General features: G+C 74.2%; 26 protein-coding genes and 1 riboswitch. Of the genes, 16 read left to right on the forward strand and 10 right to left on the reverse strand.

The genetic code is table 11. The features are described 5' to 3' along the window. Positions 1–253 precede the first annotated feature (253 nt). Positions 254–1,513: an AGE family epimerase/isomerase gene (locus tag ACH47X_RS25775; protein WP_397408138.1), complete on the forward strand. Its 1,260-nt coding sequence runs from the start codon at positions 254–256 to the stop codon at positions 1,511–1,513. Between the two features lie 70 nt (positions 1,514–1,583). On the opposite strand, the gene ACH47X_RS25780 is transcribed toward ACH47X_RS25775, so the two are convergent. From ACH47X_RS25780 to ACH47X_RS25795, 4 genes are read right to left on the reverse strand one after another with little or no spacing between them, the layout of a single operon-like run. Then, entirely contained in the window at positions 1,584–2,684 is a 1,101-nt protein-coding gene (locus tag ACH47X_RS25780; RefSeq protein ID WP_397408140.1) for a sulfate/molybdate ABC transporter ATP-binding protein, read from the reverse strand. Beyond that, positions 2,681–3,448, reverse strand: coding sequence for an ABC transporter permease (locus ACH47X_RS25785; RefSeq protein ID WP_397408142.1), 768 nt, complete (start codon positions 3,446–3,448; stop codon positions 2,681–2,683). Before ACH47X_RS25785 ends, ACH47X_RS25780 begins: the two co-directional genes overlap by 4 nt. After that, positions 3,445–4,260: a molybdate ABC transporter substrate-binding protein gene (modA, locus tag ACH47X_RS25790; RefSeq protein WP_397408144.1), complete on the reverse strand. Its 816-nt coding sequence runs from the start codon at positions 4,258–4,260 to the stop codon at positions 3,445–3,447. The genes ACH47X_RS25785 and modA overlap by 4 nt, the downstream gene beginning before the upstream one ends. Then, complete coding sequence (locus tag ACH47X_RS25795) at positions 4,257–4,667, reverse strand: molybdopterin-binding protein (protein ID WP_397408145.1); 411 nt, start codon at positions 4,665–4,667, stop codon at positions 4,257–4,259. Before ACH47X_RS25795 ends, modA begins: the two co-directional genes overlap by 4 nt. Before the next feature lie 101 nt (positions 4,668–4,768). On the opposite strand from ACH47X_RS25795, the gene ACH47X_RS25800 reads away from it, so the two are divergent. The 3 genes from ACH47X_RS25800 to ACH47X_RS25810 all read left to right on the forward strand — a co-directional run bounded on the left by ACH47X_RS25800 (position 4,769) and on the right by ACH47X_RS25810 (position 6,864). Then, complete coding sequence (locus ACH47X_RS25800; RefSeq protein WP_020017752.1) at positions 4,769–5,227, forward strand: RrF2 family transcriptional regulator; 459 nt, start codon at positions 4,769–4,771, stop codon at positions 5,225–5,227. 207 nt (positions 5,228–5,434) lie between these two features. Continuing rightward, entirely contained in the window at positions 5,435–6,355 is a 921-nt protein-coding gene (locus ACH47X_RS25805; RefSeq protein ID WP_397408147.1) for a sulfite exporter TauE/SafE family protein, read from the forward strand. Further along, positions 6,352–6,864 carry a molybdenum cofactor biosynthesis protein B gene (locus ACH47X_RS25810; RefSeq protein WP_397408149.1) on the forward strand — a complete coding sequence of 171 codons (513 nt, stop codon included), beginning with the start codon at positions 6,352–6,354 and terminating at the stop codon, positions 6,862–6,864. Before ACH47X_RS25805 ends, ACH47X_RS25810 begins: the two co-directional genes overlap by 4 nt. Before the next feature lie 36 nt (positions 6,865–6,900). On the opposite strand, the gene ACH47X_RS25815 is transcribed toward ACH47X_RS25810, so the two are convergent. Genes ACH47X_RS25815 through ACH47X_RS25825 form a run of 3 tightly spaced genes read right to left on the reverse strand, consistent with a single transcriptional unit; the run spans position 6,901 to position 7,909 of the window. Continuing rightward, positions 6,901–7,140, reverse strand: a complete 240-nt coding sequence (locus tag ACH47X_RS25815; protein ID WP_397408150.1) for a MoaD/ThiS family protein — start codon at positions 7,138–7,140, stop codon at positions 6,901–6,903. After that, a complete protein-coding gene (gene moaC, locus ACH47X_RS25820; protein ID WP_397408152.1) occupies positions 7,137–7,607 on the reverse strand; it encodes a cyclic pyranopterin monophosphate synthase MoaC in 471 nt (156 codons plus the stop codon). Before moaC ends, ACH47X_RS25815 begins: the two co-directional genes overlap by 4 nt. 20 nt (positions 7,608–7,627) lie before the next feature. Continuing rightward, positions 7,628–7,909 (reverse strand): DUF4235 domain-containing protein, encoded by a 282-nt coding sequence (locus ACH47X_RS25825; protein ID WP_036958858.1) that lies wholly within the window; start codon positions 7,907–7,909, stop codon positions 7,628–7,630. Between the two features lie 37 nt (positions 7,910–7,946). After that, positions 7,947–8,052, forward strand: a riboswitch (TPP riboswitch). Between ACH47X_RS25825 and ACH47X_RS25830 the strand changes: the two genes are divergently transcribed. The 3 genes from ACH47X_RS25830 (at position 8,048) to ACH47X_RS25840 (ending at position 11,531) form a co-directional block, all read left to right on the forward strand. Continuing rightward, positions 8,048–9,127 carry a thiamine ABC transporter substrate binding subunit gene (locus ACH47X_RS25830; RefSeq protein WP_397408154.1) on the forward strand — a complete coding sequence of 360 codons (1,080 nt, stop codon included), beginning with the start codon at positions 8,048–8,050 and terminating at the stop codon, positions 9,125–9,127. (Overlaps the previous riboswitch by 5 nt.) Continuing rightward, positions 9,124–10,815: an ABC transporter permease gene (locus ACH47X_RS25835; RefSeq protein ID WP_397408234.1), complete on the forward strand. Its 1,692-nt coding sequence runs from the start codon at positions 9,124–9,126 to the stop codon at positions 10,813–10,815. Before ACH47X_RS25830 ends, ACH47X_RS25835 begins: the two co-directional genes overlap by 4 nt. Then, a complete protein-coding gene (locus ACH47X_RS25840) occupies positions 10,815–11,531 on the forward strand; it encodes an ABC transporter ATP-binding protein (RefSeq protein WP_397408156.1) in 717 nt (238 codons plus the stop codon). Before ACH47X_RS25835 ends, ACH47X_RS25840 begins: the two co-directional genes overlap by 1 nt. Positions 11,532–11,546: 15 nt before the next feature. On the opposite strand, the gene ACH47X_RS25845 is transcribed toward ACH47X_RS25840, so the two are convergent. Both ACH47X_RS25845 and ACH47X_RS25850 read right to left on the reverse strand, forming a co-directional pair. Further along, positions 11,547–12,194 carry a response regulator gene (locus tag ACH47X_RS25845; protein ID WP_142040942.1) on the reverse strand — a complete coding sequence of 216 codons (648 nt, stop codon included), beginning with the start codon at positions 12,192–12,194 and terminating at the stop codon, positions 11,547–11,549. Then, on the reverse strand, positions 12,194–13,366 hold the full coding sequence (locus ACH47X_RS25850) for a sensor histidine kinase (protein WP_397408159.1): 1,173 nt from the start codon (positions 13,364–13,366) through the stop codon (positions 12,194–12,196). Before ACH47X_RS25850 ends, ACH47X_RS25845 begins: the two co-directional genes overlap by 1 nt. A gap of 166 nt (positions 13,367–13,532) precedes the next feature. On the opposite strand from ACH47X_RS25850, the gene ACH47X_RS25855 reads away from it, so the two are divergent. Both ACH47X_RS25855 and ACH47X_RS25860 read left to right on the forward strand, forming a co-directional pair. After that, positions 13,533–13,922, forward strand: coding sequence for a DUF6069 family protein (locus ACH47X_RS25855; RefSeq protein ID WP_397408161.1), 390 nt, complete (start codon positions 13,533–13,535; stop codon positions 13,920–13,922). A gap of 23 nt (positions 13,923–13,945) precedes the next feature. Continuing rightward, complete coding sequence (locus ACH47X_RS25860) at positions 13,946–15,058, forward strand: M20 family metallopeptidase (protein ID WP_397408163.1); 1,113 nt, start codon at positions 13,946–13,948, stop codon at positions 15,056–15,058. A gap of 9 nt (positions 15,059–15,067) precedes the next feature. Here the strand turns inward: ACH47X_RS25860 and ACH47X_RS25865 are convergent, their stop codons facing one another. Beyond that, entirely contained in the window at positions 15,068–16,252 is a 1,185-nt protein-coding gene (locus tag ACH47X_RS25865; protein WP_397408165.1) for a PrsW family intramembrane metalloprotease, read from the reverse strand. 75 nt (positions 16,253–16,327) lie between these two features. Here ACH47X_RS25865 and ACH47X_RS25870 point away from each other — a divergent pair, with 75 nt between their 5' ends. The 7 genes from ACH47X_RS25870 to ACH47X_RS25900 all read left to right on the forward strand — a co-directional run bounded on the left by ACH47X_RS25870 (position 16,328) and on the right by ACH47X_RS25900 (position 24,518). After that, positions 16,328–17,092 carry a copper homeostasis protein CutC gene (locus tag ACH47X_RS25870; protein ID WP_397408167.1) on the forward strand — a complete coding sequence of 255 codons (765 nt, stop codon included), beginning with the start codon at positions 16,328–16,330 and terminating at the stop codon, positions 17,090–17,092. Continuing rightward, positions 17,089–18,804, forward strand: a complete 1,716-nt coding sequence (gene pgi, locus ACH47X_RS25875; RefSeq protein ID WP_397408169.1) for a glucose-6-phosphate isomerase — start codon at positions 17,089–17,091, stop codon at positions 18,802–18,804. The genes ACH47X_RS25870 and pgi overlap by 4 nt, the downstream gene beginning before the upstream one ends. 117 nt (positions 18,805–18,921) lie before the next feature. Then, complete coding sequence (locus tag ACH47X_RS25880) at positions 18,922–20,175, forward strand: phosphotransferase (RefSeq protein ID WP_397408171.1); 1,254 nt, start codon at positions 18,922–18,924, stop codon at positions 20,173–20,175. Further along, positions 20,172–21,653, forward strand: a complete 1,482-nt coding sequence (locus ACH47X_RS25885) for a sensor histidine kinase (RefSeq protein WP_397408173.1) — start codon at positions 20,172–20,174, stop codon at positions 21,651–21,653. The genes ACH47X_RS25880 and ACH47X_RS25885 overlap by 4 nt, the downstream gene beginning before the upstream one ends. Next, complete coding sequence (locus tag ACH47X_RS25890) at positions 21,650–22,315, forward strand: response regulator transcription factor (protein WP_036967718.1); 666 nt, start codon at positions 21,650–21,652, stop codon at positions 22,313–22,315. Before ACH47X_RS25885 ends, ACH47X_RS25890 begins: the two co-directional genes overlap by 4 nt. A gap of 139 nt (positions 22,316–22,454) precedes the next feature. Then, positions 22,455–22,886 (forward strand): hypothetical protein, encoded by a 432-nt coding sequence (locus ACH47X_RS25895; protein ID WP_397408176.1) that lies wholly within the window; start codon positions 22,455–22,457, stop codon positions 22,884–22,886. A 138-nt stretch (positions 22,887–23,024) separates the two neighbouring features. Beyond that, entirely contained in the window at positions 23,025–24,518 is a 1,494-nt protein-coding gene (locus tag ACH47X_RS25900) for a M81 family metallopeptidase (RefSeq protein ID WP_397408178.1), read from the forward strand. Position 24,519: the final 1 nt, after the last annotated feature.

Genomic DNA, 24,519 nt, shown 5'->3' on the forward strand with positions numbered 1-24,519 from the left:
CCCGGAAGCTTAGCCCCACAGCGCCGATGGTACTGCCCTGGTGACGGGGTGGGAGAGTAGGACGCCGCCGGACAACCATTCCCAGGAGGGGGTGGAGTGATAATCCTTGACGGGGTTGTCACTCCACCCCCTACCTGCATTCCCGGAACAATCTCTCGGCGTCGGCATGCGATGCCCAACAGCACGGCACATGCCGGCGTCCGGCATGTGCGCCGGTTGTCGGCCGCGCAGCGGCCGCGGCTATCGTGGCGGTGTGAACGCAGACTCGACCCGCACTGCCGCGGGCTCCACCAGCACCCAGCCCGCAAGCAGCACCGAGGCGGCGTGGCGTCGCGAGCACTTTGTGTCGCTACTGCGGTTCGCCGAGGCCTCGATCCGTACGGACGGCGCTGCTTGCTGGCTCGACGACGAGGGGCACCCCGATGACTCGCACCCGGTCGAGACCTGGATCACCGCGCGCATGGCGCACACCTTCGCCGTCGGGCACCTGCTGGGGGTGAGCGGGGCCGAGCAGTACGCGACACGTGCGATCGCCGGGCTGCGGGAGGTGCTGGCCGACGCCGAGTTCGGCGGCTGGCTCGCCGCACGCGGCGAGGGCGACGAGCTGATCGGGACCAAGGAGGCGTACGCGCACGCGTTCGTCGTGCTGGCTGCCTCGACCGGCAAGGTGGCCGGCATCGCGGGCGCCTCCGAGCTGCTCACAAACGCCCTCGCTGTACTGGACGCGCGGTTCTGGGAGCCCGAGCGGAACCTGCACCTCGACGAGCGGTCGCGGGACTGGTCCACCGCGTCGGACTACCGCGGCGTGAACGCGAACATGCACTCCGTCGAGGCGCTGCTCGCGGCCCATGCCGCGACCGGGGACGCCCTGTGGCTGGAGCGCGCGTCGGCCATCGGCGACCGGGTCGTGAGCTGGGCGGAGGCCAACGACTGGCGGATCCCCGAGCACTTCGACGCCGACTGGAACCCGCTGCTGGAGTACAACGCCGACCGGCCGCGCGACCAGTTCAAGCCGTACGGCGCCACGCCCGGCCACGGGCTCGAGTGGGCCCGCCTGCTGCTGCAGATCGACGCCGAGGCGAACACTCCTGGCGTACGCACAGCGGCCGCCGCCGCGCTCTTCGACCGGGCGGTCGAGGACGGCTGGGACGCGCAGGGCGGGGGCGGCTTCGTCTACACGACGGACTGGTCCGGTACACCCGTCGAGCCCCGCCGCTTCCACTGGGTCGCCGCTGAGGGCGCCGCCACGGCCAACGTGCTGGGCCGCGTCACCGGGGACGCCCGCTACACCGAGCTCGAGCGCGAGTGGTGGGCCTGGATCCGGGAGTACCTCGTCGACGGCGAGCACGGCTCCTGGCACCACGAGCTCGACACCGAGAACCGGCCCTCCGGCCTCACCTGGGTGGGCAAGCCGGACGTCTACCACGCGGCGCAGGCCGTGATCCTGCCGGAGCTGCCGCTCACGGGCTCGTTCGCTGCCTCGGCGCGGCAGGCCGGCCAGATGCTGGCCTGACGGGAGTCGGAGCCGACGGCGAGTCAGGGCCTGGACCGCACACCCGTCACGGAGCACACGTACCCAGCGATCACGCCGGGTACAGGTCGACCTCGGTCGCCTTGACGGTGAACCACACCTCGTCGCCCGGCGTGATCGCGAGGTCGGCCGCGGCCTGTGGGGTGATGTCCGCGCTGAGCCGGCCCGCCCGGACCCGGACCAGGTCGCCCTGAGGTTCGAGGGCGGTGACGGTCACAGGCCAGGAGTTGCGCGGCGAACCGGTCGCACGCGCGGGGAACACCGAGACGGTCGCGGGCCGGAACGCGGCGACCATCGGCGTCCCCGCGACCGGGACGCCGCGATCAGCACGGTCGGCTCGCTCGGCGCCCCCGCCGTCGTCGTGCAGGCGGCCGTGGACCAGGTCGCCGGTGGTGGTGCGGACGGCGTCGTCGTCGGCGGACCAGGTGCCCGAGGTGATGTTCAGGCCCGCGATGCGAGCGGCGAAGGCGCTCCGCGGCCGGGACAGCACCTCGCGGGTGGGCCCGTGCTCGACGACGCGGCCGCAGTCGAGCACGACGACGCGGTCGGCGAGCAGCAGCGCGTCCAGGACGTCGTGCGTCGCGATGACGACCGTGCGGTCGGCGAGGACCTCCCGGAGCAGGTGCCGTAGCGCCGGTGTGACGTCCACGTCCAGGGCGGCCATGGGCTCGTCGAGCAGCAGCAGACGCGGCTCGGCAGCCAGGGCCCGGGCCACGGCGACGCGCTGGGCCTGCCCGCCTGACACGGCTGACGGGCGGCGTTCGCCGAGGTCGGGCAGGCCGATGCGGTCCAGCCAGCAATCGGCCTCCAGGGCTGCCGTGCGGCGGGAGGCGCCGCGGGAGCGCGGGCCGAACGCGATGTTGTGCCGCACCGAGAGGTGGGGGAAGAGCAGCGGGTCCTGCGCCAGCAGGGCCACCTGGCGCGCGTGCGGTGGAACCCAGGTGTGGGTGCGGCCGCCCTCGACGTGGGTGAGGGTGCGATCGTGGAGGGTCACGCGGCCGTCCTGCGGGCGCAGGAGCCCGGCGGCGATCGCGAGCAGCGTGGACTTGCCGGCGCCGTTGGGGCCGAGCAGGGCCACGGTCTCGCCGTCGGCGACCTCGAGGTCGACCTGGACGTCGCGTTCGGGCAGGTGTGCCGACAGGGAGAGGCTCACAGTGCGCTCCTGCTGCTCCGGGTCAGGCCGATCACGAGCACCGCCACCGCCACCAGCACGAACGACAGGGCGACGGCGGCGTCAGGGTCGGTCTCCCGCTGCAGGTAGATCTCCAGCGGGAGGGTGCGCGTGACACCCTGCAGGCTGCCCGCGAACGTGATCGTCGCGCCGAACTCGCCCAGGCACCGGGCGAACGACAGCACGGTCCCGGACAACAGGCCCGGCCAGACCAGGGGCAGCGTGACGCGGAACAGGACCGTGGTGGGCCGTGCGCCCAGGGTGGCCGCGACGACGTCGTACCGCGTGCCGGCCGTGCGGACGGCGCCCTCCAGGCTGATCACGAGGAACGGCAGCGCAACGAACGTCTGCGCCAGGACGACGGCGGCCGTGGAGAACGCGATCTGGATGCCCGCCAGCTCCAGGGACTCACCGAGCAGCCCGCGGCGCCCGAACGTGTACAGCAGCGCGATGCCGCCGACGACGGGCGGCAGCACGAGCGGGACCAGCACCAGGGACCGCAACAGGTCGATCCCCGCGAAGCGGGCCCGGGCCAGGACGAGCGCCAGTGGCACACCGACCACCAGGCAGAGCAGCGTGCTCACCGTGGACGTGCGCAGGCTCAGCAGCAGCGCCGCCACCGAGGACTCGCTGGTGATCAGGGTCCAGAAATCGGCCCAGTTGACGCGGGCCGCCATCGTCGCGAGGGGGAGCACCACCAGGAGCGCCCCCACCGCCGCGACGGTGGCGACCCAGCGGGGAATCATGGTGCCGCGAATCCCGCGTCGCTCAGCACCCGCTGCCCGTCCTGGTCCAGCACGGCGTCGACGAACTCCTGGGCGAGCTCGGGCTCCGGGCTCTGCTCGAGGGCGACGATCGGGTACACGTTGACCGCGCTGTCCGACTCGGGGAGCTCGATGCCCTCGACCTTGTCACCCGCGCCGCGGACGTCGGTCACGTAGACCAGGCCGGCGTCCGCCTCGCCGGTGATCACCTTGTTCAGCACGTCGGTGACGCTCTGCTCCTCGCTGACCGGAGCGAACGTCAGACCGGCGGCTTCCTCGACCCGTTCGGTCGCGGCCCCGCACGGCACCTCGGGCGCGCAGACGACGAGGCGCACGTCGTCGTCGGCCAGGTCGGCGAGTGAGGCGACGTCGGCCGGGTGGCCCGGCGGGACCGCGATCATCAGGGCGTTGGAGGCGAAGTCGGTGGGCGTTCCCGCCTGCAGGTCGTCCGCGACGATCTTGTCCATGTTCGCGGTGTCCGCCGAGGCGAGGACGTCGGCCGGGGCACCCTGCTGGATCTGCGCCACGAGGTCGGACGAGCCGGCGAACGACAGCTTCACGTCGACGCCGTCGTGTGCGGCCTCGAAGTCCTCCGCGATCTGCTCGAACGTACTCGTCAGTGACGCGGCCGCGTAGACGGTCAGCGTCCGGTCCGCGGCGCCGTCCGCGTCGGACGTCCCGCCCACCCCGGAACTCGCGCCGCACGCCGTCAGGGCGCCGGCCGCCAGCAGGCCGACGGAGCCGGCGGCGACGATCCGGGCCGACGCCCGGCCCCTGTGCGTGTACCCGGTCATGCGGATCCCCTCTGGTTCTCGGTCTCGATGACGACGTTGGTCGACTTGATGACCGCCACCGCCACCGATCCCGGCTCCAGGCCGAGGTCGCGCACCGCCTCGCTGCTCATCAGCGAGACCACACGGAACGGGCCGCACTGCAGCTCGACCTGCGCCATGACGGCGTCGGCCCTGATGTCGGTGACCAGGCCCACGAACCGGTTGCGGGCCGAGCTGCGCAACCCCGGCGGCAGGCGCGGCGGCGACGCGTGGTCCCGGGCGACCATGGCGACCTCGTAGCCGTCGACCACCTTGCGGCCGGCGTCGTCCGTGCGGGCGCCCAGTAGGCCGCGGTCGATCCAGCGACGCACCGTGTCGTCGCTGACGCCGAGATAGGCGGCGGCCTCCCGAATCCTCATGTGCGGCACGAATTGGATGTTAGCACCGCGATCACGCATTGATGCTGGGTTCTTGTCCTGATCTGCGGAGTCGAGGCGGTTCGGTCCGATGGGCGGGGGAGAATGGACCCATGAGGATCTCCGCACGAGCCGACTACGCCGTCCGGGCAGCTGCCGAGCTGGCGGCCGCCGACCACGACGGGCCCGTCCGCGCCGAGTCCCTGGCCCGGGCGCAGGACATCCCGCACCGCTTTCTGGAGGGGATCCTGAGCGATCTGCGTCGCGACGGCCTCGTGACGAGCCACCGCGGCGCCGGCGGCGGGTACCGCCTGGCCCGGCCCGCCGATGCGATCACCATCGCCGACGTGGTGCGGGCCGTGGACGGGCCGCTGGTCTTCGTGCGCGGCAACCGCCCGTCCGACCTGGAGTTCCAGGGTGCGGCAGCGCCGTTGCTGCACGTGTGGGTGGCCCTGCGGGCCAACGTCCGCGCGGTGCTGGAGACGGTCACCCTCGCGGACCTGGTCAGCGGATCGCTGCCGGACGAGGTGCGCGCCCTGACCGAGGGCGAGTCGGCCTGGTCCAACTCCTGATCTCCCAGGGCGGCCGGCGTCTCGCGGGGCGGCCGGTGCCCGGCTGAACTCTGAGCGGGCGGAGGACTTTCACCCTGGTTTCCATACCTACTTATCCGACCTGTGAGATGGGCATTGTTTCCGACCGGGTTAGGTGGATACCTTGGCAGGGGGCCCGATCGTGCAGGGCCTCGTGTCGTATCCCCCCGGACCTGGAAGGTCACGACCATGAGAACCCTGATCCTGCTGGCGCTCGTCGGCCTCGGCGCACAGCTGGTGGACGGAAGTCTGGGCATGGCCTACGGCGTCACCTCCACGACGTTGCTGCTGGCCATCGGCACGAACCCCGCCGCGGCATCGGCCACCGTGCACCTCGCCGAGATCGGCACGACGCTTGCGTCCGGCGCCTCCCACTGGCGCTTCGGCAACGTGGACTGGAAGGTCGTCGCCAAGATCGGTATCCCCGGCGCGATCGGCGCGTTCGCCGGCGCCACGTTCCTCTCGTCGCTGTCGACGGAGGTCGCGGGACCGGTCATGTCGGTGATCCTGCTCGCGCTGGGCCTCTACGTGCTGCTGCGCTTCACGGTGCAGGGCCTGCCGACCCGCTCGGACAAGCCGCTCCGCAAGCGGTTCCTCGCACCCCTCGGCCTGGTGGCCGGCTTCTTCGACGCCACCGGTGGTGGCGGCTGGGGCCCGGTCGGCACGCCCGCCATCCTCGCGAGCGGCCGCCTCGAGCCGCGCAAGGTGATCGGCTCGATCGACACCAGCGAGTTCCTGGTGGCCGTGGCCGCCAGCGTCGGCTTCTTCGTCGGCCTCTCCGGCGAGGGCATCGACTTCACCTGGGTGCTCGCCCTGCTCATCGGCGGCCTGATCGCGGCGCCGATCGCGGCCTGGCTGGTGCGCCTGGTGCCGCCGCGCATCCTGGGCTCGCTCGTGGGCGGCGTCATCGTGCTCACCAACTCGCGCACGCTGCTCAACAGCGACTGGATCGCTGCCTCCGACGCCGTGAAGATCCCGGTCTACGTGGTGATCTGGCTGGGCTGGGCCGCCGCCGTCGCCTGGTCCGTGCGGGCGCACCGCAACGCCGCGGCCCTCGAGCCCGCGCCCGAGAAGGCGCAGGAGCCGGAGGCCGATAGCGTGTCGGCATGACGTCCGACCAGGTCGCGGTGATCACCGTCTCCGACCGATGCGCCCGCGGCGAGGCCGAGGACCGTTCCGGCCCCGCCGCGGTGCGGGTTCTGCGGGAGGCGGGGTTCACGGACCTGGTCACCCACCTCGTGCCCGACGGCGTCGAGCCGGTCCGTGACGTGCTGCGGACCGCGCTCGACGCCGGCGCGCGTCTGGTGCTCACCACCGGGGGCACGGGCATCACGCCCCGGGACCTCACCCCCGAGGGCACGCGCGAGGTGCTGGACTACGAGGTCCCGGGCGTCGCCGACGCCGTCCGGCAGCGGGGGGTCGATACGGGGATCCCCACCGCCGTCCTGTCACGCGGGCTGGTGGGTGTGGCCCGCGGATCCGGCGGCACGCGTGCGCTCGTGGTGAACCTGCCCGGGTCGTCCGGGGGAGTGCGGGACGGCCTCGACGTGGTGCTCGCCCTGTGGCCGCACGTCCGGTCCCAGCTCGCGGGCGGCGACCATCCTGCCCCGGCGGCGTAGCCGGGGGTTCAGCAGCGGCTCGGTGGCCGCGGCGCGTCAGCCGCCCGCGAAGGGCGGCAGCACGTCGACCGTGACGCCGTCCGGCACCGGGGCATCGTCGGCCGTGGTGCGGGCGCCCGCGACCAGCAGCGCGCACCGCGGGAGCACCGTGATCAGGCCCGGGTGGGCGGCGGCGAGGGCGCCGCGCAGGGCCGCGACCGACGTCGGCCCGTCGAGCTGTTCGGTGGCGCGCCCGGCGGCCTCGCGGGCGCCGGCGAAGTAGCGGACCGTGATCACTGGGTACGCACCCAGTCGCCCGACTTGCCGCCGGTCTTGCGCTCCAGACGCACGTCCGCGAGCGAGACCGACTTGTCCAGCCCCTTGACCATGTCGATCACGGCCAGGCCCGCCACGGACACCGCCGTCAGGGCCTCCATCTCGACGCCCGTGCGGTCGGCGGTCCGGACGGTCGCGGTGACCACGACGCCGTCGTCGGTGACCTCGAGGTCGACCGCCGCGCCGTGCACGCCGATCACGTGGGCCAGCGGCAGCAGCTCGGGCGTCCGCTTGGCGGCCGCGATGCCCGCGATCCGGGCCACGGCCAGCACGTCGCCCTTGGGCACGGCGTTGTCGCGCAGCGCCTGGACCACGGCGGGGGCACAGCGGACCAGGCCGGAGGCCGTGGCCGAGCGGATGGTCGGCTGCTTTGCGGTGACATCGACCATGCGGGCCTGGCCGCGGTCGTCAAGGTGCGTGAAGCTCACGGCACCAGGGTGTCATGCCCTCACACGGCGGAGCGGCGGGCGGCGATCCGCACGGCGGCTCGGTGCGCACCCTTGGCCGCGATCCGCTTGGCGAACACTGCGGTACCGGCCGCGACGGCCGCGAACACGGTCGCCTGGAGCAGGTCCAGCTCCGGGTCGTCGGGCTTGTTGGGCGCGTCGTTACCCGTCACGCCCTTCCAGATCATGCTGACCGCCTTCTGAGCGACCCAGCCGGCCGCGATCGTCAGGGCGAGGGTGCCGACCTTCTCGCCGAGTGTCTGTTCCGTCTCAATCTGGGCCATCTCCTCACCGTAGCGCCCGGCGGCCGACTAGGCTGCATGGAAACGACAGGGGAGCGCCCCCACGGCGCTGAGAGTGCGGAAAGCCGCAGACCCTTGAACCTGATCCGGTTGACACCGGCGGAGGAAGTCGGAGGCACGATGTTGCGTCTTTCCGGTGCCCACAGGGGCACCATCACGACCGGCACGATCGCGGGCACGCTGTCAGCGGCGCTGCTGCTCGCGGGCTGCTCGGGCTCTGGTTCCGGCGACGGCGCGTCGGGCGCGGGCGACGAGACCGGGACCGTCACGCTCGTGACCCACGACTCGTGGGCGCTCGACGAGAAGCTGATCGACCAGTTCGAGCAGGAGTCCGGCACCACCGTCGAGGTCAGCGCCGCGGGTGATGCCGGCACGCTGGTGAACCAGCTCGTGCTGACCAAGGACGCGCCGCTCGGCGACGCCGTCTTCGGCATCGACAACACCTTCGCCTCCCGCGCCCTGGACGCCGGGGTGGTCGAGGAGTACACGCCCGCCGACCTGCCCGAGGGTGTCGAGCAGGTCGGCGGGGCGCTCACGCCCGTCGACCAGGGCGACGTGTGCGTGAACGCCGACGACGCCTGGTTCGAGAAGTCCGGCCTCGAGGTCCCGAAGACCCTGGAGGACCTCGCCGACCCCCAGTACAAGGACCTGCTCGTGGTGACCAACCCGGCGACGTCGTCCCCGGGTCTCGCGTTCCTGCTGGCGACCGTCGGGGCGTTCGGCGAGGACGGGTTCGAGGACTACTGGACGTCCCTGGTGGACAACGGCGTCAAGGTCGCCGACTCCTGGGAGGACGCCTACTACGTGGACTTCTCGGGTGCGGGCGAGGGCGGCGAGCGTCCGCTCGCGCTGTCGTACGCGACGTCGCCGGCCTTCACGGTGAGCGAGGACGGTTCGGAGTCGACCACCAGCGCACTGCTGGAGACCTGCTTCCGGCAGGTCGAGTACGCGGGTGTGCTCGCGGGCTCGGACAACCCCGAGGGCGCCCGGGCGCTGGTGGACTTCCTGCTCACCCATGACGTCCAGGCCGCTCTGCCGGAGTCGATGTACATGTACCCTGCCGACTCCGCGGTGGAGCTCCCCGAGGACTGGCAGAAGTTCGCGCCCCAGGCCGAGGCCCCGTTCGAGGTGGACCCGGCCCGGGTGAGCGAGCACCGCGACGAGTGGATCGAACGGTGGACCGAGACAGTCGTGGGCTGAGCCTGAGCCGGCGGCACCGGCCGCGGCTCGCACCGTTCCTGTGGGGAGCGGCCGTCGTCGTCCCCCTCGCCTTCCTCGCGGTCTTCTTCGCGTGGCCGGTGGTCGCGCTCGTCGTGCGGGGTTTCGTGCCCGACGGCGTGCTCGACCTCACCGGCTTCGCCGAGGTGCTGTCCCGGCCGCGCACCTGGCGGCTCGTGGGGCTCACGCTCACCCAGGCGGTGCTCGGCACGGCGTTCTCGGTGGTGCTCGGTCTGCCGCTCGCATACCTCCTGTACCGGCGGGCGTTCCCGGGGCGCACCCTGGCGCGCGGGCTGGTGACGGTCCCGTTCGTGCTGCCGGCGGTGGTGGTCGGCGTCGCGTTCCGCGCGCTGTTCGCGCCCGGCGGCACCCTCGGGTTCCTCGGGCTCGAGGAGTCGCTCGCCGGGATCGTCGTCGCGCTCGTCTTCTTCAACGTGTCGGTGGTGGTGCGCACCGTGGGCGGGCTGTGGGAACGGCTCGACCCCCGCGCCGAGGAGGCCGCGGCCTCGCTCGGTGCGGCGCCCGCCCGGGTCTTCCGCACCGTCACCCTGCCCTCGCTCGCACCCGCGATCACCTCCGCGGCCTCGGTGGTCTTCCTGTTCTGCGCCACCGCGTTCGGGGTGGTGCTCGTGCTCGGCGGCGTGCGGTACGGGACCATCGAGACCGAGATCTGGACCCGCACCACCCAGTTCCTGGACCTGCGGGCCGCCTCCGTGCTCTCGATCCTGCAGCTCGTGGTCATCTCGGGCGCCCTCGCCGTCTCCGCACGGGCCCGGCGGCGCCGCGAGGCCGCCCTGCACCTCGTCTCGGCGCGCCGTGCGGCCCGCCCCCTGTCCTGGCGCTCGCCCGCCGACGTCGCCGCGGCGCTCGCGGGCGTCACGATCGTCGCTGGGCTCATCGTGCTGCCGCTGGCCGGCCTGGTGGCCCGCTCCTTCCGCGAGCCCGACGGCTCGTGGGGGCCGGGCAACTACCTCGCGCTCGGCACCACCGGCGAGCGCAACGCCCTGGTCGTCACCGTCTGGGAGGCCACGGCCACCTCACTGCGGATCGCGCTGGCCGCCACCGTGATCGCGCTGGTCGTGGGCGGTCTCGTGGCCCTCGTCGTGTCGCGCCGGCCGCGGTCCGTGGGGGCGCGCCGCGCCGTCGGGACGCTGGACGGCCTGTTCATGCTGCCCCTGGGCGTGTCCGCGGTGACCGTCGGCTTCGGGTTCCTGATCACCATGGACCAGCCGGTGCTCGGCCTCGACCTGCGCACCTCCGGGCTGCTCGTGCCGGTGGCCCAGGCCGTCGTGGCCGTGCCGCTCGTGGTGCGCACCGTGCTGCCGGTGCTCCGGGCGATCGACCCCCGCCTGCGCGAGGTCGCCGCCGTGCTGGGCTCCGGGCCGGGACGCGTGCTGCGCACCGTGGACCTGCCGATCGCCCTGCGGTCGGTCGGGCTGGCCACCGGGTTCGCGTTCGCGGTGTCGCTCGGCGAGTTCGGCGCCACGTCGTTCCTCGCGCGGCCCGACGGCGCCACCCTGCCGGTGGTGATCTACCGGCTCATCGGTCGGCCCGGGGCGGAGAACTACGGGATGGCGCTCGCGGCGTCCGTGGTGCTGGCCGCGCTGACCGCGACCGTGATGATGGTGGCGGAGCGACTGCGCGACGACCGCGCGGGAGGGGAGTTCTGATGGCGGGGCTGGAGGTCCGGGACGTCTCGGTCCGGTACGGCGGCACGACGGCGGTGGACGGGGTGACGCTCGACGTCGACCCCGGCGAGGTGGTGGCGCTGCTCGGGCCCAGCGGCTGCGGCAAGTCCTCGCTGCTGCGGGCCGTGGCCGGGCTGGAGCCGCTGGCCGGCGGGCGGGTGCTGTACGACGGCGCCGACCTGGCCGGGCTGCCGGTGCACAAGCGCCGGTTCGGGCTGATGTTCCAGGACGGGCAGCTCTTTCCGCACCGGGACGTGCGGCGCAACGTCGCCTACGGGCTGGAGACCCTGCCGCTCACCCGTCAGGAGCGGGACGAGCGGGTCTCTGCCCTCCTGGACCTCGTGGGTCTCGCCGGGTACGAGCAGCGGTCGGTACCCACCCTGTCCGGCGGCGAGCAGCAGCGGGTGGCCCTCGCGCGCGCTCTGGCACCGCGGCCCCGGCTGCTGCTCCTCGACGAGCCGCTGTCGGCGCTCGACCGGCAGCTCCGCGAACGCCTGGCCGGCGAGGTGCGAGCCGCGCTCGTGGAGACCGGGACGACGGCGGTGTTCGTGACGCACGACCACGCCGAGGCCTCCGCGGTGGCCGACCGGGTGGGCGTCATGGACCAGGGCCGGCTGCTCCAGGTGGCCGCGCCGCGGGAGCTGCGCACCGCGCCCGCTTCGGACCGCGTGGCCGAGTTCCTGGGGCTGCGGACCTGACGGCGCCCGGCCGCGTCAGGCCGCGCCGGCCTGCTGGACCAGCAGCGCCACCTGGGTGCGGTTCTCCACGCCGAGCTTCACCAGCACGCTGGAGACGTGTGCCTTCACGGTCGGGACGCTGAGGTAGAGGCGCCGTCCGATCTCCGCGTTGGACGAGCCGCGGCCGATCTCGACCGCGACGTCCCGCTCGCGGCCCGTGAGCCGGTCGAGGGCCTGGCGGGCCGCCCGTGCCTCGCCGCCCCCGGCGGCGACCGTGTCCATCAGGCGGCGGGCGATGTCGGGTGCGAGCACCGGCTCGCCGCCCGCGGCCGCGCGGACCGCCGCTGCGATCCGCGCCGGTGGCATGTCCTTGAGCAGGTAGCCGGCCGCCCCGGCGCGCAGCGCGCCCACCACCTCGGTGTCGGTGTCGAAGGTGGTCAGCACGACGACGGCGGGCGGTGACGGCCGGGCGCGCACCCGGCGGGTGGCCTCGATGCCGTCGACGCCCGGCATCCGCAGGTCCATCAGCACCACGTCGGCCGGGTGCGCGTCGAGCACCTGCGGCACGTCCCCGCCGTCGGCGGCCTCGCCGACCACCCGGATCCCCTCGGCGCCGTCGAGCATGAGGCGCAGTCCCGCGCGAACAAGGGCGTCGTCGTCGACGATCACGAGACGGGTCTCCATCAGGCCCACGGTATCCGCGCCTCCAGGACGAAACCAGCAGGTGAGCGGCCCGCGTCGAGCGTGCCGTCGAGCAGTTCCACGCGTTCGCGCAGGCCGACGAGCCCGGTGCCGGGCTCACCGGCCGCGGCGCGCGCGGGACCGTCGTCGGCCACGACCACCCGGACCTCGTCCGCCGTCGTCGTCACCGCGACCCGGACGCCGGCGCCCGGCGCGTGCCGGCGGGCGTTGGTCAGGCCCTCCTGGACCACGCGGTAGGCGGCGGTCGCGACCGGGGGCGACGGCTCGGCGTCGTCCCGCCCGGCAGTCGCCCGGTCGTCGGACCGGTCGAGCACCACGGTGGTGCCCACGGAGCGGGCGGCGTCCACGAGGCCGGGGATGTCGCGGAGCGTGGGCGGCGGCGCGAGCTGGTCCACCCCGCCGCGCAGGAGCCGCACCAGCCGGCGCAGGTCCTCCAGGGCCTCGGCGGCGCCGGTGCGCACCCGCCCGGCCGCCGCCGCGAGCTGCTCCGGGGGTGCGTCGGGCCGGTACTCGACGGCGCCCGCGGTCGCGGCCAGCAGGGACAGCCGGTGTCCCAGGGCGTCGTGCATCTCGGCGGCGATCCGGTTGCGCTCCCCGGACCGGGCGCCCTCCAGCGCCTGCTCGCGGTCCGCCTCGGCGCGGCGGGCGCGGGCCCGCAGGTCGGCGAGGAGCTGCGCGCGGGCCTGCAGGTAGGCGCCCCAGCCCAGGAGCGCGGCGTGGACGGCGACGTCGCACAGGAGCCACCAGCCGTAGGGGAACGCCGGGGGCCGCCAGAGGCCCTGCACCGCGTGCGCCACGGCGCTCGCCGCCGCGACGAGGACGGCGGTGCGCAGCGGCGACCACCGGGCGATCTGCAGCACCCCGGACGTCGCGGCCGGCGTCGCGCCCGGCGAGAGCGCCGACAGCGCGGCCAGGACGAGCGCCACGGGCACCGACCGGCGGGCCCACATCACGGGCAGCAGCGCCAGCGACAGCACCGCGACCACCAGGTCCAGGACCTCCAGGGGCAGCGCGTCGCCGCCGGTGGCCTGCCGGGTCAGCACCGTCGCGAGGGTCAGCACCCCGAGCAGCACCATGGCGAGCGCCACCGTGCCGCGCGGGGGACGGGGGCGCACGGCGTCGTCGGGCGGGCAGTCCCGCGGGTCGGCTGTCATGCCGAGGACACTACGCACGGCGCACCCGGCTCGGACACCGACCTTGGTCGGGGGTGCCGCTACCGAAGGGTGACCCGGCCCGGTACCCCGGACGGATGCCCCGGACGACGTCGGGCCAGGAGGCTGTGACCAGGCGCGACGGACGTGCCGAGAAGGAGAAGGACGCATGGCCGAGAACCTGGTGACCCGTAGCCCGTGGCCCGCGTGGACGGTGCCGCTCGCCGCCGCCGTCGCCGCCGTGGCGGTCTGGCTCGTCGGCGCGGCGCTCGGCGTGGACCCGGAGGCGCAGGCCGGGGCGAGCACCCAGCCCGTGACCGTCGTCGCGGCGGCGGTCGTCGCGCTCGTGGCCGGCTTCGCCGGATGGGGCGCCCGGGCGCTCGTGGCGCGCCTGACCAAGGGTGGCGGCGAGGTGGCGTGGCTCCTGCTGTGCGGCGCGGCCCTGCTCGTATCGCTCACCGGGGCCGCGAGCGGCACCACGCCGGCGACGGTCGCGCTGCTGGTGACCGAGCACCTGGTGGTCGGCGTGATCGTCGCGCTGGGGCTGCGTCGGGCCTGATCCCGGCCGGATAGCGTGCACCCATGCCCTTCCACGAGACCCCTGCCCGCCCGGACACCGACACCGAAGCCCTGATCGCGGACCTGCGGACGCTGGTCGAGTGCGAGTCACCGTCGTCGGACCCGGGCGCGCTGGCCCGGTCCGCCGACCTGGTGGCCCGGCTCGGCACGGCGCACCTCGGCGTCGAGCCCGAGCGGCTCGGCATCCACCTGCGGTGGCGGCTCGGCGGCCCGACCCGCGTGCTGGTGCTCGCGCACCACGACACGGTGTGGCCGCTGGGCTCGCTCCGGACGCACCCGTTCGGCATCTCGGACGGCGTGCTGCGCGGCCCCGGCAGCTTCGACATGAAGACCGGCCTGGCCATGGCGCTGCACGTGCTGGGCTCCCTGCCGGACCGCACCGGCGTCACCCTGCTGGTCACGGGCGACGAGGAGCTCGGCTCGCCGTCGTCCCAGGCGTTGATCGAGGACGAGGCGCGCGGCGCTGCGGCGGCCCTGGTCCTGGAGGCCTCGGCCGACGGCGGCGCCCTCAAGGTGGAGCGCAAGGGCACCTCGATCTACGAGGTGCTGGTCAAGGGCCGCGCCGCGCACGCCGGGCTGGAGCCCGAGAAGGGTGTGAACGCGGTGGTCGAGCTGGCGCACCAGGTGCTCGCGGTCGCGGCGCTGGGCGACCCGGAGCTCGGCACCACCGTGGTGCCGACGGTCGCCGCGGCGGGCACGACGCGCAACACCGTGCCGGCCGAGGCGTCGTTCGCGGTGGACGTGCGGGCCCGCACGGTCGCCGAGCAGGAGCGGGTCGACGCCGCCCTGCGGGCGCTGGCGCCCGTGCTCCCGGGCGCCGCGCTGGAGATCGAGGGCGGAATCAACCGGCCGCCGCTGGAGCGCGCGCTGTCCGCGGACCTGTTCGAGCGGGCCTCCCGGCTGGCACGGGAGGCGGGCCTGCCGGAGCTCACCGGCGTGGCCGTGGGCGGGGCGTCCGACGGCAACTTCGCCGCCGGCGTCGGTACGCCGACCCTGGACGGGCTGGGCGCGGTGGGCGGCGGCGCGCACGCCGACGACGAGCACGTGCTGGTCGACCGGATCGCCGACCGCACGGCGCTGCTCCGCGCGGTGATCGTGGACCTCGTCGGGGCCTGACGCCAGGCGTCAGGGTTGGCCCGGCGGGCGGAAGCCCGTGGTGCCCCACGGCGACGCCGGCGGGTGCGGCAGCCGCGCCATGAACGCGGCCCGCGCCTGCTGCATGACCCACACGAGGTACTGCCGCTGCTGCTCCAGGCCGTGCGGGTCCAGGTCGCGCTGCGCGCCGGCCCGCTGGTGCAGCAGCGCGAGCTCGGTCGCGGCCTGCTGGTAGTCCGTCATCGCCCGCTCGGCCGGGCGGCCGCCGGCCGCCCGGGCCCAGCCGCGGGCCGCGCGGCGGCCCGGCAGGCTGGACAGCATGCGCAGGTCGTCGGGCGTGACGATGCCGACCGGCCCGTACAGCGGCAGGTAGTGCTCGATGAGCTGGACGATCCGGCGCCGGTCGCGGGCCAGGATCACGATCAGCACGATCAGCACGACGAACCCGACCAGGTAGGCGAACCCGAGGCCGATCAGGCCGAACTTCGTGGATCCGTTCCACAGGCTGTGGAGGGCGATCGCGCCGAGCAGCCCGTACAGGGGCGCGGTGCGGCGCAGGCGGCCCGGCCCGGCCAGGGCGGCGACCGCCACGCCGATACCCGTCATGGCGGTGCACAGCGGGTGCAGCAGCGGCGACACGACGGCCCGCAGCACGAACACGTACCCGAGCTGGTCCGAGTCCAGGGCGTCGATGAAGTACTGCACGTTCTCGGTCGCGGCGAAGCCGAGCCCCACCATCGCGGCGTAGATGACGCCGTCGGTGGGCCCGTTCAGCTCCTGCCGCCGCCACCAGAGCATGCCGAACAGGACGGCGCCCTTGAGCAGCTCCTCCACCACGGGCGCGCCGAACGTCGCGACGACGTACCAGCCCTCCTCCTCGCCCGTGAGCTCGGTCTCGGTGAGCAGCGACAGCCCGAGCGTGTTGAGGATGCTCGCGAACAGCGCCGCGACGCCCGCGCCCCACAGGAACGCGAAGATCAGCGCGTTGGGCGGTTCCGGCTCCAGGCGGTCCAGCGCGAGCACGAGCGGCAGCCAGACGGCGACCGGCAGCAGCGCCAGCAGCAGCCCGACGACGAACGAGCCCCCGCCCGTCACCGCGTCGAACGCGAGGATCACGAGCAGGCAGACCGACGCGAAGACGATCCCGACGATCACTCCGACAGGGGCACGCCCGGGGGCGCGACCCTGGAGGATCGCACTGGGATCGATGGCCATGCCATGGGACCCTACCCACTGCGCACCCGGGACGGCGGGCGAACGGCCGCGCCGCGCCCGGCTACGCTTTCGCACGTGCCCCCACGTGTCGCTCTCGAGCTCGCTGTCCAGGACCCGGCCGGGGCGGTGATCGCAGCCGACGTCGGCGCCCGGCGCGTCGAGCTCTGCTCCGCGCTCGGCGCCACCGGCGGCATCACGCCCAGCGCCGCGCTGCTCGAGGCGGTGATCGACGCCGCGGCGGTGGTGCCGTCGTCGGACAGCGCCCCGATCCTCGAGGTGCACGTGCTGGTGCGCCCGCGGCCGGGCGGGTTCGTCTACTCGCCCGCCGAGCACGAGCTCATGCTCCGCGAGGTGGTGCTTGCGGTCGACGCGGGCGCCGACGGCGTCGTCGTGGGCGCGCTGACGCCGTCCGGCACCGTGGACGTCGCGCGCACGCGCGACCTGGTCTCCGCGGCCGAGGACGCCGAGGTGACCTTTCACCGCGCGCTCGACGTGGTGCCCGACCCGCTCGCGGCGCTGGACGTGCTGGCCGAGCTGGGCGTCGCGCGCGTCCTGACCTCGGGCGGCGCCGCCCGCGCGGCCGACGGCCTCGACCGGCTGGCCGCCCTGGTCGAGCGCAGCGCGGAGCTGGGCATCGAGATCATGGCCGGCGGCGGCGTGACGGCCGCCGACATCCCCGCCCTGGTCGGCGTGGGCGTGGACGCGGTGCACCTGTCCGCGAGGAGGACCGTGGCCGACGCCGGCGGTCCCGGCGGCGGGGGCGACACCGGCTACGAGGTGACGGATCAGACACTGGCCGAGGCTGCGGCCGGCGCCCTCCGCACTACGGTTGAGTCATGACCTCAGAGCCGGCCCGTGTGCCTGTCGACGCCACCACCACCAACGCCTGGGGCTCGCTCACCGAGCTCTCCAAGAACCTCGACCCCGACCTGCGCGGCTGGTTCGCCGCCGACCCCGAGCGGGCCGCCCGGCTGAGCCATCAGGCCGGCGACCTGCACGTGGACCTCTCGAAGAACCTGGTCACCGACGACGTGCTCGCCGCGCTGCTCGCGCTCGCCGAGGAGGTGGGCCTCGCGGAGCACCGGGACGCGATGTTCGCCGGCCGGCACATCAACGTCACCGAGGACCGCGCCGTGCTGCACACCGCGCTGCGCCGCCCCTCGGACGAGCCCTTCACCGTGGACGGCCAGGACGTCACGGCCGACGTCGCCGATGAGCTCGCCAAGGTCTACGCGTTCGCCGAGCAGGTGCGCTCCGGAGAGTGGACCGGCGTCACCGGCGAGGCCGTGCGGACCATCGTGAACATCGGCATCGGCGGCTCCGACCTGGGCCCGGTCATGGCGTACGAGGCGCTCGAGCCCTACGTCCAGGACGGCCTGGAGGTGCGGTTCGTCTCCAACATCGACCCCACCGACGTCGCCCAGAAGACGGCCGACCTGGACCCGACCACCACGCTGTTCATCGTCGCGTCCAAGACCTTCGGCACGCTGGAGACCCTCACCAACGCGCGGCTCGCCCGCGACTGGCTCTGGCGCTCGCTGGTCGCCGCCGGCGCCATCGAGGACTCCGAGGACGGGCGCGCCGACGCCGTCGCCAAGCACTTCGTCGCCGTCTCCACCGCCCTCGACAAGGTCGAGGCGTTCGGTATCGACCCCGCCAACGCCTTCGGGTTCTGGGACTGGGTGGGCGGCCGCTACTCCGTGGACTCGGCCATCGGTACCTCGCTCGCCGTCGCGATCGGGCCGGACGCCTTCGCCGACTTCCTGGCGGGCTTCCACGCCATGGACGAGCACTTCCGCACCACGCCGTTCGAGCAGAACGTGCCGGCGCTCATGGGCCTGCTCAACGTCTGGTACGTGAACTTCCGCGACGCGCACACGCACGCCGTCCTGCCGTACGCGCAGCAGCTCCACCGGTTCCCGGCGTACCTGCAGCAGCTCACCATGGAGTCCAACGGCAAGTCCGTGCGCTGGGACGGCACGCCCGTCACGTCCGAGACCGGCGAGGTCTTCTGGGGCGAGCCCGGCACCAACGGCCAGCACGCGTTCTACCAGCTCATCCACCAGGGCACGCGGCTCATCCCGGCCGACTTCATCGCCGTGGCCAACCCCGCCTACCCCCTGGCCGACGCCGTGGGCGACGGGGGAGCGGTGGCCGCCGGGGCGGACGTGCACGGCCTGTTCCTCGCGAACTTCTTCGCGCAGACCAAGGCGCTCGCGTTCGGCAAGACGGCCGACGAGGTGCGCGCCGAGGGCGTCGCCGAGGACCTGGTCTCGGCCAAGGTGTTCAGCGGCAACCGGCCCACGACGTCGATCCTGGCGCCCGCGCTGACCCCGTCCGTGCTGGGGCAGCTCGTGGCGCTGTACGAGCACATCACGTTCGTGCAGGGTGTCGTGTGGGGCATCGACTCGTTCGACCAGTGGGGCGTGGAGCTCGGCAAGAAGCTCGCGCTCGAGATCGCCCCGGCGGTGGCCGGCGACGAGGCCGCGCTCGCCGCGCAGGACCCGTCGACCGCGGCGCTCATCGCGAAGTACCGCGAGCTGCGCGCCTGACGACGCCGGCCTGAGCCCGGGGAGACGTGCGCGTCTCCCCGGGCCTTCCGTGCAGGGTTAGAGGATTCTCATCCGGATCGGGGCGCTTCTGCCCCGCCCGGCTGCGAGGATGACGTGATGACCACGCACCTCGATCTGCTGACCGGCGAGTCCGCCGCGGGGCTCCTCGACGCCGCCGTGGCGACGGCGGGCGGAGAGCTGGTCGACTGGCGGGTGCGGCAGGTGGACCACCGACCCGGCTCGACCACGACCGTCGCCTACCGCGCCACCGTGCGCTGGAACGGCGTGGAGCGCTCCGAGACGCTGGGCGCGAGCGTCGGCCGGGCGCGGGACGGCCGCAAGCCGGGCGTGGTCACGCTGTCCGACGGCGACGCGACGGTCACCGTCTGGCGGTTCCCTGGCGACCCCGCGCTGCCGGCCCTGCCGCGCGCGTTCGACCCGGCCGCCGTCGAGGAGCTGCTGGCGGGGCTGGGCGTGGGCCCGCGCGAGCGCGCGCATCCTGAGCTCACGGTCCGCGCCTACCGGCCCACGCGGCGCGCGGTGCTGGAGGCCACGGCGGCGTCGTCCCGGGTGTTCCTCAAGGTGCTGCGACCGCGCAAGGTCGCGGACCTGCACCAGCGGCACGCGCTGCTGTCCCGGGCCGGGCTGCCGGTGCCGCGCCCGCTCGGCTGGTCCGACGACGGCCTGCTGGTGCTGTCCCCGCTGCGCGGCACCGAGATGCGCGCTGCCGTCCGCGACGGCGGGCGCATCCCGTCCCCGGCGGAGATCCTGAACCTGCTCGACCGGCTCCCGGCCGAGGTGCGCGACCTGCCACGCCGTCCGGCCTGGAGCGAGTCCGCGCAGCACTACGCGGGCGTGATCGGCGCGGCCCTCCCCGCCGAGGCCGGGCGGGCGAGCGACCTGGCGGGCGCCGTCGCGGAGCGCCTCGCAGAGCGGGGAGTCGGCGCCGACCCGACGCACGGCGACCTGTACGAGGCGCAGATCATGCTCACCGACGGGCACGTCACCGGCCTGCTCGACGTCGACTCCGCGGGGCCGGGGCACCGGGCCGACGACCTCGCCTGCCTGGTGGCCCACCTGGACGTGCTGTCGCTCGTGGGCGGCTCCGACCCCGAGCAGGTGGCCCGCGCGGCGCGGATGCACCGGCTCGCGGCCGACTACGCGGCCGGGTTCGTGACCGCGCCCGGCAGCAGGGGTGCCGACCGGAGCGACCTGGCCGCGCGCGTCGCCGGCGTGCTGCTCTCGCTGGCCACCGGCCCGCACCGCGTGCAGGAGCGGCACTGGCAGGCGGCCACGTCGCGCCGGCTGGACGTCGTCGCCGCCTGGCTCGACGGCTCGCGCCTCGCGGCCGCGGGCGTGGGCCACGCATGAGCCTGCGCCGGCCCTCGGTCCGGGCCAAGGTGGTCGCGGTGGTCGTGGCGGTGACCGCGATCGGGCTGCTCGCGGCCGGGCTGCTCACCCATGCCATCCAGTCCCAGCAGATCATGGACGACATCTCCGAGGACTTCGACCAGGAGATCCGCGAGCTGCAGGCACTCGCGAAAGAGGGCGTCGACCCGGAGACCGGCGAGGACTTCCGTGGCGCCGGGCGGCTGATGAGCGTCGCCATGGAGCGCAACGTCCCGGGCACCAACGAGATGTTCGTGAGCTATCTGGACGGCGTGTACCAGCAGTCCAGCCCGCCCACGTTCAGCAGGGTGGTCGCGGACGACCCGGTGGTCCAGGAGGTCGTCGCCGGGCTGACGCCACAGTCGGCCACAACCGTCGAGCAGGAGATCGAGACCGAGATCGGCCGGGTGTGGTTCGTCGTCGTGCCGGTAACCGTGGCGGACAGGCAGGAGGTGGGCGCATACGTCATGGCGGCCGCGCTGGACCGGTCGCTCGCCGCCGAGACCGCCGTGATGCGCACGTACGCGATCGTCTGCTGCGTGGCGCTCGTCCTGCTGGGGCTGTTCGCCTGGCTCGTGGTGAGCCGCCTCCTGCGCCCGCTGCGCCAGCTCAGCGCCACCGCGGCGCGGGTCACCGAGACCGACCTGTCCCAGCGTGTCCCCGTCGCGACCGACGACGACCTGGGCGAGCTCGCGGGCGCGTTCAACACCATGCTCGACCGGCTGTCGACGGCCATCGAGACGCAGCGCCGGTTCCTGGACGACGCCGGGCACGAGCTGCGCACGCCGCTGACCGTGCTGCGCGGCCACCTCGAGGTGCTCGACCCCGACGACCCGGAGGACGTGCGCGAGACCCGTGACCTGCTGCTCGACGAGACGTCCCGGATGGGCCAGATCGTGGAGGAGCTCGTGCTGCTCGCCAAGGCGGAGCGGTCCGACTTCGTCTCCCTCGCGCCCGTGGAGCTGGGCCGGTTCACGGACGACGTGCACGACAAGGCGCGGGCGCTGGGCGCCCGCCGCTGGGTGGTGGACGCGCGGGCCGACGTCGAGGTGGCAGCCGACGCGCACCGGCTCACCCAGGCGGTGCTCCAGCTCGCGGACAACGCCGTGAAGTTCACCGGGGCCGACGACGAGGTGGGCATCGGCACGCAGGTGTACGACGGCCCGGCCGGCCGTACCGTGCGGCTCTGGGTGCGCGATACCGGGCCGGGCGTGCCGCCCGAGGAGGCGGAGCGCATCTTCGACCGGTTCGCCCGCGGCAGCACGACGGGCGGCGTGCCGGGCTCCGGCCTGGGCCTCGCGATCGTGCGGGCCATCGCGCAGGGGCACGGCGGCGACGTCGTCGTGGAACGGTCTGACGGTGGTGGCGCACGCTTCGTGATGACGTGGCCCCTCGGCGGGCCCGGGCAGCGGGCGGTCCCGCCCGAGACCAGGCGTGCGACGGCGGAGGAGGCGGCGTGAACCAGATCCTGATCGCGGAGGACGAGGAGCGCATCGCGCAGTTCGTGCGCAAGGGCCTCAAGGCGCACGGCTTCCAGCCCACGGTCGTGTCCGACGGCGCCTCGGCGCTCGGCCACGCCATGTCGGGCGGCTACGACCTCATGGTGCTGGACATCGGGCTGCCCGTGCTGGACGGGTTCACCGTGCTGCAGCGCCTGCGCGACGTCGGCTCCACGCTGCCCGTGGTGATCCTCACCGCGCGTGACTCGCTGTCCGACCGGGTGGCGGGTCTGGAGGGCGGCGCGGACGACTACATGTCCAAGCCGTTCGGCTTCGACGAGCTGCTCGCTCGGATCCGGCTGCGGCTGCGCAAGGCGGCCGGCGACGCCGCGCCGTCCGACCGCCTGGAGCACGGGGGCGTGGGGCTCGACCTGCGTACCCGCACCGCCACCGTGGCGGGCCGGGAGGTGGAGCTGTCCGCACGGGAGTTCGCGCTCGCGGAGGTCTTCCTGCAGCACCCGGGTCAGGTCATGTCCCGGGAGCAGCTCCTGTCGCGGGTGTGGGGGTACGACTTCGACCCCGGGTCCAACGTGGTGGACGTGTACGTGCGGTACCTGCGCAAGAAGCTCGGCGCCGACCGCATCGAGACCGTGCGCGGCGCCGGCTACCGGTTCCGCGGCTGATGCGGGGCGGTCAGGACAGGGCACGCCGGCACATGAGAACCGTCTCATCCTCGTCTCCTCGTCGCCTCATCCTGGCGGGGCAGACTCGTGGTCAGCGGGCATCCGACCGAGGTGCCAGGAGAAACCGGGAGGCACGCACATGAACCCCTCGTCCATGAAGAAGCGCTGGGTCGTCGTCGGGACGGCCGCCGTGCTCGGCGTCGCCGGCGCGACCACAGCCGCCGCGCTGAACGACCCGGCCCCGCACACCGCGTCCTCCGACGCCGTCGCGCTGTCCGGCGGCACCGGGGCCGACGACGGCGCGGCCGCCGCCGACCCGTCGCCCGAGTCGGCGGACTCGCCGAACGAGTCGGCCGTCGACACCCCGGGCTCCGCGCAGTCCGCGGACTCGCCGGGCGACGCCAACTACGACCCGTCGCCGGAGTCGGCGGACTCGCCGAACGAGTCGGCGGTCGACACGGCGGGCTCGGCGCAGTCGGCGGACTCGCCCGACGACGCGAACTACCAGAGCCCGGCCGACAACACGCCGGACGACGCCGACGACGACGCGGACGACCGCGGCGACGACTGACACCGCCGCGCAGGCGCCCGACAGGACCTCAGGCCACCGGGGTGACCTGAGGTCCTGTCGCGTCCGGGCGGGTACGGACCGGTTTCGCCGGGGACGAACAGGTACGAACCGGTAACCCACCCCGCCTACACTGCGCGCGTGACCCGTACCCACCAGAGACCGCGGATCGCGATCTGCGGCATGGCCATCGAGTCCAGCACGTTCTCCCCGCACCGCTCGGGCTGGGAGGCGTTCACCCTGCTGCGCGGCAACGAGCTCGTCCGGCGGTACCCGTTCCTGCGCGACGGCACGGCGCTGCGCCGCGAGGCCGAGTGGGTGGGGATCCTGCGCGCCGGGGCGCTCCCGGGCGGCGCCGTCCTCACGGACGTCTACGAGACGGTCCGCACGGAGATCGGCCTGGCGCTGGAGGCGCAGGGTCCGTTCGACGGCGTGCTGCTGGAGATCCACGGGGCCATGGCCGTGCTCGGGTACACCGACGCGGAGGCGGACCTCGCGCGGGCGGTACGCGCCGCCGTCGGGCCGGACTGCCTGGTCTCGGCGTCCATGGATCTGCACGGCAACGTGTCGCGGGAGCTTGCGGCGACCGTCGACCTCATCGCCTGCCACCGCACCGCCCCGCACGAGGACGAGGACGAGGCGCGCGAACGCGCCGCCACCGACCTGCTGCGGCGCATCCACGGGGCGGGCCGGCCGCGCAAGGCCTGGGTGCAGGTGCCCGTGCTGCTGCCGGGGGAGCGGACGAGCACCCGGCTGGAGCCCGCGAAGGGCATCTACGAGGACGTCGCGCGGGTCGGCGAGCTGGACGGCGTGCTCGACGCCTCCCTCTGGGTCGGGTACGCCTGGGCGGACGAGCCACGCAGTCGGGCCGCCGTCGTGGTCATGGGCGACGACGACGCCGTCATCACCCGGGAGGCCGCGCGGCTGGCACGTCGGTACTGGGACGCGCGCGACCAGTTCGCGCTCGTCGCCCCGGCGGGCACGTACGAGGAGTGCCTGCGGGCGGTCCTGGCGAGTGACGCGCGGCCGTTCGTCCTGTCGGACTCCGGCGACAACCCCATGGCCGGCGGGGCGGGCGACGTCACCTGGACCCTCGCGCGGCTCCTCGCGGAGCCCGTCTTCGCGGCCCCGCCCGCCGACGGCGGCCGCACCGCCATCTACGCCGCCCTGCCCGACGCCGACGCCGCCCGAGCGGTGGCCGCCGCCGGGGTGGGTGCCGACGTCGAGGTGGAGGCCGGGGCCCGGGTCGACGCCGGGCCGCACGGGCCGGTCACGCTGCGCGGCGTGGTCGAGCACGTACGCACGGACGACCCGCTCGCGGGGATCGTGTGCGTCGTGGCCGCAGGCGGGCTGCGCGTGGTCCTGACCGAACGCCGCCGGCCCTACCACCTGGAGTCCGACTTCACGGCGATCGGCCTGGACCCGCGCGGCACCGACGTCGTGGTGGTGAAGATCGGCAACCTGGAGACCGAGCTCCACGACATGGCCGAGGACTGGATGCTGATGCTCAGCCCCGGCGGCGTGGACCAGAACCTGCTCCGGCTGCGCCACACCGCCCTGGGTGGCCCCGTGCACCCGTTCGACGACGACACGGCGTTCGGTGACGGCCCCGATCTCACGCCGGAACTGCTCTGAC

Source organism: Promicromonospora kroppenstedtii (genome assembly GCF_044389675.1).
Lineage (GTDB): Bacteria > Actinomycetota > Actinomycetes > Actinomycetales > Cellulomonadaceae > Promicromonospora > Promicromonospora kroppenstedtii.